Source organism: Streptomyces sp. NPDC048416, assembly GCF_043200435.1.
Lineage (GTDB): Bacteria > Actinomycetota > Actinomycetes > Streptomycetales > Streptomycetaceae > Streptomyces.
In genome coordinates this window covers 22,777-32,378 of record NZ_JBICXU010000048.1, presented here as the reverse complement: position 1 = coordinate 32,378, position 9,602 = coordinate 22,777, and the positions used below count along the sequence as shown (strand labels likewise).

Here is a 9,602-nt window from a genome sequence, read left to right as displayed (position 1 = left end):
GTTGACTTTTGGCACGCTGTTGAGTTCTCAAGGAACGGACGCTTCCTTTGTACTCACCCTCTCGGGCTTTCCTCCGGGCGCTTCCCTTCGGTATTACGTGTTCCCGACTCTATCAGACTCTTTCGTGTCCGATTCCCCGTCGGAGCGGGGTTTGTCGTCCTGGCCGTTGGGCCGTTCCGACGTCCCGAACTCTAGCTGATTTCCCCGGCGGATTCATAATCGAGTCTTCCGGTTCGACAGGAATTGAATTCGGCATGCCAAATTCGCCCCGGTCGAGGGATCGTGCTGAGTAGGGTTGCCGCAGAAGCTGCGGCGGACGGTTGTCGCAGAACCGTTCCGGCTCCGTGGCAACCCGAAAAACCTTACGCTGCTGCTCATCCCGAGTCAACTTGGGCTTCAACTCCGCGACGCCCAGGGTTGTAGCGTGCTGACGTGACCTTGATCCTCGAACCCGAGACCGCCGTCGCGCACGCCTGGTGGTGGCGTACTGGAGACGGCTCCCCCGAGCCCGCCGACCTGGCCCTGCTGAGTGCGGACGAGCGCGCACGTGCCGCCCGGATCGTTCATCCCGCGACGGCGGTGGGTTTCGTCGCAGGGCGCGCCGCCAGTCGACGGATCCTCTCGGAACTCCTGGGTGTGCCGCCCGGGGACATAGGCCTGGGGCGCAGGCCCTGCCCCGGGTGCGGCGACCCGCTCCATGGCCCGCCCGCCGTGCTCCACCCCGAGTCCCCCTTGTGGATCAGCATTTCGCACACCAACGGCTGCGGCATGCTCGCCGTGGCCCGCGTTCCCGTGGGGGTGGATGTCGAGGGCGTACGGGATTTCCCGGTCGAGGAGCTGGCGGAGTCCACGCTGACCGGGTCCGAGAGCAGGGTCGTACTCGGTGCGCCCGATCGGCCGGCTCGCACCCGCGCCTTCCTGCGCGCCTGGACACGTAAGGAAGCCGTGCTCAAGGCGGTGGGCGTCGGGATCACGACCGACCTGCGCGCGGTCGAGACACGGCCGGAGAGTTCCGGGCCGGTCGTGGTGGCCGCCGGGGTGCCGGGCACGCCCGCGTCCTGGACCGTGACAGACCTCGCCGTGCCCGACGCCTGGGCCGCGGCCATCTCCATACCCGCCGGCTCCGCACCCACGGGGTCCGTACCCACAGGCTCCGTACCCGCAGGCTCCGACGGCAGCCGTCCTGAGATCCACCTGCGCGTACACGCCTGACGAGCCCGGCCTCTCCCCCCCTCTCGCACGACGGGGAAGAGGCGGGGCGGGGCGAGCCGGTGGGCGCGGTTCCGGTCTCGTCCGTCGCCGATCTGTTCCACCGGATGTCGTACCCAGGCCGACCGGCCCGCACGTCAACTGCCCTACCGTCCGAGGAGAGCACCATGACCATGCAGGCACCGCCCACCTCCGACCCCGCCGCAACCGAGGCCACCATCGCGGAGCTCAGGAGCTCCATCGACGTGGTGGACGCCGAGATCCTGACCCTCCTGGAGTGCCGCCGCGAGCTGTCCGAGACCGTCCAGCACGTGCGGATGGCCGCGGGCGGACGCCGCACCGAGTTCCGGCGCGAGAACGTGATCATCAAGCGCTATGCCGCCCGGTTCGGGCGGCAGGGAAGCGCCCTGGCGATGACGATCCTGGAGATCTGCCGGGGCACCACGCCTCATCGAAACCGTGGCGCTCAGCGTTGATCGGTTCGACCAGTTCGACCAGTTCGATCACTTTGGTCAGTTTGATCATGCTCAAGAGAAGTGCCGGTGCTCAGGACAAGTGCCGGGGAGGCAGCCGGCTCGACCACCTTGTCGACGACCGACCAGTGATCGCAGGGGCCTGGGGCCCCGAGGGGACGGCGTACGGAGGCTGGACAAGGATCCGGCCAATCGTCCATTTCTGCTCGGCGCAGCCGGAGTTCAGCCGCGGCCTGCCGTGCCGGACACGGAAAGGTTTCCGCTGCCCGGCGGGTTTCGGCCAACGTTCGGCGAGGCCCCCTTTCCACGAGGGAGGGAGGGCAAACTTGGCCGGTCTCACATGTTTGTGAGGGAAATCGGGGGAGCACCATGGATCCGGTGACAGCTGTCGCGGCCGCGAGTGTCGCGCTCGTGGCCAAGGGAGCCCTTGAGGCCGCCGCCCAAGAGGCGGGGCGGTCCGGTTGGAATGGCGGCGCCAGACTCATGGCGCGGCTGCGGGCACGGTTCGGAGGGGATTGCGCTGCGGAGGTCGCTCTCGACCGTGTGACGCGGGCGCCGCAGGACGAGGAGTCGCGTCAGGAGTTGGAGCGGATCCTCGCCGCGCACATGCTCCGCGACCCGGCGTTCGAGGCCGATGTCCGGCGGCTGGTCGACGAGGCGGCCGCCACGATGGGGCGCGGCGGCCCGCAGGTCACCGCGGCTCTGATCAAAAACGCGCAGGTGTTCAACGAGAAGGTCGAAGTGCACGGGGACTGGAACGTGTCCTGACGGCCAAAGGCGCCCCGGTGCGGCTCTCCCCGGCGGGTCCGGCGGATCGGCGGCACGGTGTTCCGACGGCGGATCCCGCCGGACGCTGAGCCGCCGCCCGCTCGTCGGCCGCGCCCCGGGTGCTGCGAACACTCGGCGCCCCCACCACCCGGGGCGCCGTCCAGGTCCCGTACGCACGGCCACCTGGCGCCACCGTGCTGGGCGTGTCCGTCCGTGGTCGCCACCCGGCCCGTTCCCCGTTGCTGTACGTCCCCTTCACCGTCGCCGTACGTCCCGTTCCCCGTTGCTGTACATCCTGTTCGTCACGTCCTGTTCGTCGACGAGCGCCCGCAAGTGCCGTTCCCCCTTTGTCTGTTCTGCCCCGGAAGACCGAGTGCCATGAGCAAGGAATCCCTGACGGAGACGCCGGACACCGGGCCGGAGAGCCCCGATTCGGGCCTGGCGGCCCCCGCGGCCACATCCACGCCGGAAGGTGAGCCCCGTACCGGCGGGGCCGAGCAGGACGGTCCGGTCAGTGAGTCCGATGCCCTGCGCAACCTGACCGAAAGCACGTCGGACGCCGACGCGGAGCGGTCCGAAGCGCTGCGGGCGGGCGCCATCGCCGACCTCATCGCGCAGCGCCTCAACGACGACGCCTCGGGGACCCGGATCGGCACGCTCGCGCTGTTCAACGAAACGGTCAGCTTCGGTGGCGGGTTCAACACCACGGGGGGAGGTCGCCGCGCGGCGGGCCCGCGCGGTCTGCCGACACTCGCGCTCGACCCGTCCGAGGTCGCCGGCCACACCGACCTGTTCGTCCAGCCCGCGGGGTACGGCGACGCGCTCACCCTCCTCTGCGAGGAGCGCCTGCTGGTGCTGACCGGCGCCCCCGGCAGCGGCCGCGAGGCCACCGCGGTGAATCTGCTCGGGGAAGCCCTCGCGCTGAGCGGCGGCGGGGCCTGCCACCGGCTCCTAGACCCGACGGTGCTGTTCGAATCCGACTGGGCGCCGCCGGGAGAGAACAACGGGTACCTGGCGAGCCTTGAGGACGGTCCTGCGGGCGTGACGGGGTTCGCCGACGCCCTGCGCCGACTGCCGTCCGTGGTGGCCGCGTTGCGCGCCGGCGGTGGGCTGTTGGTGCTCACCGGCGGCCACGACCTCACCCTGGTGCTCCGGGGGCCGGGCGGCGCGGCCATCGCCACGCATGCCCTGCGGCCCGCCGACCCGTTGGCCGTCCTGGAGCGGCGGGTACTCGGCCACGAGGAGGACCCGGAGTCCCGGGCGGCGTTGCACGCGCTGATCGAATCCACGGGAGCGGCCCGCGCGTTGCGGGAGCAGCCCGCGGCCCGGCACGCCGCACGGCTCGCCTCCGTGATCCGGGCCGGCGGCGACGTGGCGGCCGAGGCGGCGGCGCTGCGCGACCCGAGCGATCAGGTACGCGGCTGGTTCGACCGCTACCGCGAACCGGAGGCCCTGGCCTTCGCGCTGGCGGCCGCCACCCTGGAGGGCAGTGGCTACCTCACCGTCTCGGAGGCGGCGGTCAAGCTCTGCGCAACGCTCACGCCGCCCGAACCCGCCACGCCCGACCTGCGGTTCAGGGACCGCGTCGGATACGAGCAGCAGTGGATCCAGCTCGTCCCGGACGGATCGGGGCCACCGCGGGTGCGCTTTCGCAGCGCGCTGCTCGGGCAGGTCATCCTGCGTTACGCGTGGACCAGCCTCGACGGATGGCGTGATGCGGTCCTCGCCTGGATGCGCCAGTTGCTGAGCCACAGCGACCTGGAGGTGCGCGCGCGGGCCGCGGTCGCCGCCGGGGTGCTCGCCTCGGCGGATCACCATTACGCGGTCCACCGCTTCCTCACCTCCTGGGCGGGCGCCGCCTCCTGGCCGTTGCGGCAGGCCGCGGCCACCGCTCTCGGGGTGGCCGGGAGCCGCCCCGAGACGTCCGAGGCCGTATGGGACCTGCTGGACGGCTGGGCGCGCGGCGGCAGCTCGGCGCAGCAGCGCAGGCTCGCCGGGACGGCGGCGAACGCGGTGGGCGGGATCCTGGGCCGCGAGGCCCCCGAGCGGGCCGTCGCCGTGCTGCGCGGCGCCCTGGACCGGGGTGACGACTGGGGCACTCTGCCGTCGGTCGCCTGGGGCGGGGTCCATCTCGTCCACCAGGGGCAGGCCGGCCCGCTTCTCGACGCCTATCTGGAGTGGTCCGAGCCGCAGGACCTCTCCCCCATGGTCGTCAAGTCCCTGTCGGCCTTCGTCTTCGCGGCGACCCGGCCGTACGAGCGGATGGCCGACGGGCCCGTCGAAGGCGTGCCCGGGGTGCCGCTGCTGCTGAGCGGGCTGCCGCGGCACGGCGACCGGCTCGCGGAGCTGTGGGCGCGGGCGCTGGCGCGACGCCCGCTCCAGGAGACGGCGCTTGAGGCGCTGCGCGAGTGGATCGACACCTACTGCGACAAGTGCCCGGGCTCCCTGGACGCGTTGGGATCGCTCCTCGTGGAGGTCGCGGGCAGGCCCGGCTCGCACCGTCAACGGCTGCTGTGGTGGCTGGAGAAGTGGGCGCGCAGCCGGGAGCGGCCCTCGAAGAACGCGGCGGTGCTGCACCAGCGGCTCGAACGCGACACATGAGCACACCCCACACAGGACGAGTCGGGAGGAGCACAGTGGAGGCACAGACCTACGATCCGGTGCTGCACAGCGAGGACCTGCCCAAGTGGCGTCTGACGAGTCCGGTGCGGCCGCCCGATCCTGGGCGCGCCCTGGTCCTGGTGCGGGACAGCGGGCCCTCCCTGACGGTCCGCAGTGGTGAGGAGATCCCCTCCTCCCGCTTCGGCGCGTACAGCGGCATGTACACGATCGACATGGCCGAGCACCGGCTCCTGCTCGACATTCCTCTGCTCAGCCGCGACCCGACGTTCTCCTTCCGCAGCCGGGTCGATCTGGTGTGCCGGGTCGCGGACCCGGCGAAGGTCGTCTCGCGCGGCATCCGGGACATGAGCGGCGCGCTGTACGGCTATCTGCGCAAGTCGCTGCGCTCGGTGGCCCGCGACTACGACATCGCCGAGTTCCACCAGGCCGAGCAGGCCCTGAACGCCGCGCTCGCCGGGTTCACGGGGGACGACGCGATCCGGCTGCGCAACGTCCAGGTCGAACTCCTCGTCGACGAGGACGAAATCGTCGGCAGCGGGCGTGAGTTCCGCGATGTGGAGCGCGAGACCCGGCTGGCCGGCATGCGGCGCAGGCGGCATCTCGACATGATCCGCGAGGAGGGCGTCGACGGTCTGATCGCCGAGATCATGGAGCGGGAGGGGCCGCGGGCGGCGCTCGCCTGGATCGAGAAGGGCGAGGCCGAGAAGCGGGAGGTGCGGCGCGAGGTGATGCGCATGGTCCTGGAACGCGGCGACGCCGACCGGGAGCCGTTCGAGCAGGCCGAGCTCGAACGTGCCGTCCTCGACGAAGTACTGCGCGAAGGTGACGGTCTCTTCGAGAAGGCGACCCGTCCTGGCCGGCTGCGCGGCACCCTGGCGCGTGCGCTGGAGACGGATCCGGACGCGCACGACGACCGGGCGCCGCTCAGGGGAGAGGTCCTTCGTGAGGAGGGCCCTTCGGGGCGGGGCCGCGCGGACCGCGGGCCCGGCGCGAGCGGGGCGGCGGTCCCGGCCGGGCCCAAGTCGCCGCGCACGGAAGGCCGTTCAGGTTTCGCACCGGCTCCCGCCGGTCCCTCGGCGCCGCCCGATGACGAGCCCCTGCCCGGCCCCGCCGACCGCCGCGGGCGTGTCGTCGACGAGCACTGGCCCCCGCGATCCGGCCCCTTGGAAGGCTCGGGGCGGCCCTCGGGCGGCGAAGCCGTTCCGCCACGGGCATCCTCCGGCCGCGAGGCACCCGCGCCCACCGGCGGCCCCGACGGCGAGCCGCCCTCCACCGCGGCGCCCCGTGTCAGCCGCGTGCGCGGCACCGCCAAGCGAGGGACCCCAGGAAAGGACGGCCGGCGGTGACGAGCGAGTACGAACCCTGGCACATCGGGCACGCCCTGCGGCACGGCGCACCGCCCCCGACGGCGCCGGGCGCCCAAGTACCGCTGGGAGAGCACCGGTTGGCGCCCACACCCGACAAGCCGACCACTCCCCCCGATGCGGGCGGCGTCCTGCCGTCCGCACCGGAAGGCCCGCTGCCGCGCCCGATGACGCCGGGGACCTGGGCGGCCCCCGGCGGCGAGGGCGGGGTGCGTGCCTTCACCGTGTGGAGCGAGCAGGTGCCGGGGCAGGGCGAGGACGCGGAGCCGTTCGTCGCGCACCACGAGCAGACCCGGCAGGGGCTGCTCGCCGTGTTCGACGGGTCGGGCGGCGCGGGCTCCGCGCCCGCCTGGCAGAGCCCGGCCGGTTCATGGCACACCGGGGCCTGGGTCGGCTCACGGGTGGCGCGCCTCGCCACGGACTGCTGGTTCCGCGAGGTCTCGCTGGACCCCGACTGGGCCGAGCCCGAGAGCCTGCACGACTATGTGCAGTGGTTTCTGTCCAGGGCCCCGCAACGGCGCAGCAAGATCGGCGGCACCATGCGCCGTCAGCTGCCCACCACGGTCGCCGGGGTGTACTACCGCCTGCACGATGAGGGGTTCGTCGTTCTCCAGCCGCTGTGGGCGGGCGACTCGCGTGCCTACACCCTCCATCCGCACGACGGGCTCCAGGTGCTCACCCGCGACCACACCCGCGAGAGCGACACGCTTGAACTGTTGCGCAGCGATCCGCCGATGACCAACCTGGCGTCCGCGGACCGCGAGTTCGTGATCGACTCGCAACGGCTCAACCCGTTCTCCCTGCCCGTCGTGCTGGTGGCCGCGACGGACGGATTCTTCGGGTACGTCCATACGCCCGGTGACTTCGAGGCGGTGCTGCTCGAAACCCTGGTGCGGGCCGCGAACGAGCAGGAGTGGGCCGATCTGGTCCGCCGCGAGGTGCGGCGCTACACGGCGGATGACGCCTCGCTGGCCCTGGTGGCCATCGGGCACCCGAGCTTCGCGGCCCTGCGGGATGCGTACGCGCCGCGGCTCGCGGAGCTGAGGGACCGCCAGGGGCGCAACCGGCCCCGGGCTCTCGACCGCTCGCCCCGCGCCGTCGACAGCGGCGCCGCGCCGGAGGACCCGGCGCATCTGGGCAGCCGCGTCCGCGCCTGGCAGGACCAGAGCTGGCACGCCTATCGCGGCGCCTACGAGACCTATCTGCCGGCGGCATCCGAGGAGCACGCGTGAAAAAGGGCGACACGATCGGCGGCTACCGCATCGTCACGGACCCCACCAACGCCAACGGCGGGAAGTGCATCTGGGCCTTCGCTGAGAAGGACGGCGCCGCATACTTCATCAAGCAGTTCCTGGAGCCCAAGCGGCCCCGCGACGACGCCCGCGAGTCCCCGAGCCTGGCCATCCGCCGCCGGCTGGCCAAGGAGTTCGAGGAGCGCCATCACACGATCATGAAGCGGCTGCGCCCGGACGCGCGCGGCGGCGGCAACATCGTCCTGGCCAAGGACTTCTTCCACGAGGGCAGTACGTACTACAAGGTCACGGAGCGCATCGACACCTCCACCCTGGAGAAGCCCCAGGCGCTCGAACCGCGGCAGAAGATGGTGCTGCTCAAGACGCTGGGCAACAGTCTCAAGCAGCTCCACGACATCGACGTGGTGCACGGCGACCTCAAGCCGTTGAACGTCCTGGTGCAAAAGCGCGACGGCGCCGCCTTCCACGCGGCGAAGCTGATCGACTTCGACGACTCCTATGTGTCGGGGAGCCCGCCGGAGCCCGAGGACATCTCGGGCGACTCCTTCTACGGCTCCCCCGAGTGGCGCCGCTACCTCCAGCGCGACGCGGGGCCGGGCGACCTCACCTGCGCCGTCGACATCTTCGCGCTCGGCCTCATGACGCATCTGTATCTGGTGGGTGAACTCCCCTACTACGACAGCCGGTTCGGGTCTCCGGCCGACGCCGTGAACGGGGGCGACGAGCTGGCCCTCAGCACCCGGCTCTCCGACCAGATGCTGGGCCTGCTGCGCCGGATGACGGCCGGCGACGCCGGGAGCCGGCCACGGATCTCCGCGTTCCTCGCGGCGCTCTCGGATCCGAAGGTGTGCGCGCTGCAACACCGCCGCCCCGGAACGTCCGGACCGAAGCGGGCGCCCGCCGAGGCGCCCGGGCCGACGGCTTCGGCGGGCGAGGGGCGTACGAGCCGTATCCGCACCAATCTCGCACCGAGGACGCCCCCCGCGCCCGAGCCGGCGCCCCCGGCAGATGCCACCGCCGCCGAGCCCGGCCCCGCGCCGTCACCCGACGTGCCCGGGCCCCGGTCCTCACGCGTCCGTATCAACCTGGGCGACCGCGACCGCGGCCGCCGCTCGTCGTGAGCGCGCCGCACAGGACCGCCCGCCCCTTCGAACGCGCACCCGCACCCGCACCGCAAGGAGACGTACCCGCGTGAACAGCCATGCCGAGCAGTACCAGGGGAATCTGCAGTACGCCGTCGACATCGTGCTCTGCATCGACGCCACCGGCAGCATGTTTCCCGTCCTGGACACCGTGAAGGCGAGCGCGCTCCAGTTCCACGAGCGGCTCGACGGCGTGATGGGCAAGAAGGGCAAGGCCATCAGCCAGTTGCGGCTGAAGGTGATCGCCTTCCGTGACTTCGGTGACGACCCCTCGACCGCCATCGAGCAGACCGACTTCCTCCAACTGCCGTCCCAGGCGCGGGACTTCGAGCAGTTCCTCAGCGGCATCCACGCGTCCGGCGGAGGTGACATCCCCGAGTCCGGCCTTGAGGCGCTGGCCCTGGCGGTCAATTCCCCGTGGGAGACGGGGCTCGACCGCAGGCGCCATGTGATCGTGATGTTCACGGACGCCCCCGCCCATCCGCTCGGCACGGCCGGTGCGAGCGCCCAGTCGTATCCGGCGGGCATTCCGCGCAGCATCGACGACCTTTTCGAGCAGTGGGGTTACGCCCGCAGCCAGACCTCGGTCATGGAGCAGTCGGCCAAGCGGCTCGTCCTGTTCGCACCCGACGAGGCGCCGTGGTCCGATCCGATCGCCGAGGAGTGGGACCTGACGCTCCACTTCGCCTCCAAGGCGGGGCAGGGTCTTGAGGAGTTCGAGATGGACGAGATCATCGAGACGATCGCGAACAGCCTGTGAGGCTGGCCTGG

The 9,602-nt window shown here is 71.7% G+C and carries 8 protein-coding genes; all 8 read left to right on the top strand.

Annotated elements, in window-relative coordinates; translation table 11 throughout:
* Positions 1-432: 432 nt before the first annotated feature.
* Entirely contained in the window at positions 433-1,212 is a 780-nt protein-coding gene (locus tag ACGFW5_RS33875) for a 4'-phosphopantetheinyl transferase family protein (RefSeq protein WP_393838174.1), read from the top strand.
* Positions 1,213-1,316: 104 nt separating this feature from the next.
* Positions 1,317-1,685, top strand: a complete 369-nt coding sequence (locus ACGFW5_RS33870; protein ID WP_393838173.1) for a chorismate mutase — start codon at positions 1,317-1,319, stop codon at positions 1,683-1,685.
* A 366-nt stretch (positions 1,686-2,051) separates the two neighbouring features.
* Positions 2,052-2,450: a hypothetical protein gene (locus tag ACGFW5_RS33865; RefSeq protein WP_393838172.1), complete on the top strand. Its 399-nt coding sequence runs from the start codon at positions 2,052-2,054 to the stop codon at positions 2,448-2,450.
* A gap of 378 nt (positions 2,451-2,828) precedes the next feature.
* On the top strand, positions 2,829-5,051 hold the full coding sequence (locus ACGFW5_RS33860) for a hypothetical protein (RefSeq protein ID WP_393838171.1): 2,223 nt from the start codon (positions 2,829-2,831) through the stop codon (positions 5,049-5,051).
* Positions 5,052-5,086: 35 nt separating this feature from the next.
* Positions 5,087-6,418, top strand: coding sequence for a hypothetical protein (locus ACGFW5_RS33855; RefSeq protein WP_393838170.1), 1,332 nt, complete (start codon positions 5,087-5,089; stop codon positions 6,416-6,418).
* Positions 6,415-7,668, top strand: a complete 1,254-nt coding sequence (locus ACGFW5_RS33850; RefSeq protein WP_393838169.1) for a serine/threonine protein phosphatase — start codon at positions 6,415-6,417, stop codon at positions 7,666-7,668. The genes ACGFW5_RS33855 and ACGFW5_RS33850 overlap by 4 nt, the downstream gene beginning before the upstream one ends.
* A complete protein-coding gene (locus ACGFW5_RS33845) occupies positions 7,665-8,810 on the top strand; it encodes a lipopolysaccharide kinase InaA family protein (protein WP_393838168.1) in 1,146 nt (381 codons plus the stop codon). The genes ACGFW5_RS33850 and ACGFW5_RS33845 overlap by 4 nt, the downstream gene beginning before the upstream one ends.
* 70 nt (positions 8,811-8,880) lie before the next feature.
* Positions 8,881-9,591 carry a vWA domain-containing protein gene (locus ACGFW5_RS33840; protein ID WP_393838167.1) on the top strand — a complete coding sequence of 237 codons (711 nt, stop codon included), beginning with the start codon at positions 8,881-8,883 and terminating at the stop codon, positions 9,589-9,591.
* Positions 9,592-9,602: the final 11 nt, after the last annotated feature.

What these genes read in the sequence shown, in the direction of transcription:
- ACGFW5_RS33865 (WP_393838172.1), top strand. Translation starts at nt 2,052, where the DNA reads ATGGATCCGGTGACAGCTGTCGCGGCCGCGAGTGTCGCGCTCGTGGCC.
- ACGFW5_RS33860 (WP_393838171.1), top strand. Translation starts at nt 2,829, where the DNA reads ATGAGCAAGGAATCCCTGACGGAGACGCCGGACACCGGGCCGGAGAGC.
- ACGFW5_RS33870 (WP_393838173.1), top strand. Translation starts at nt 1,317, where the DNA reads ATGTCGTACCCAGGCCGACCGGCCCGCACGTCAACTGCCCTACCGTCC.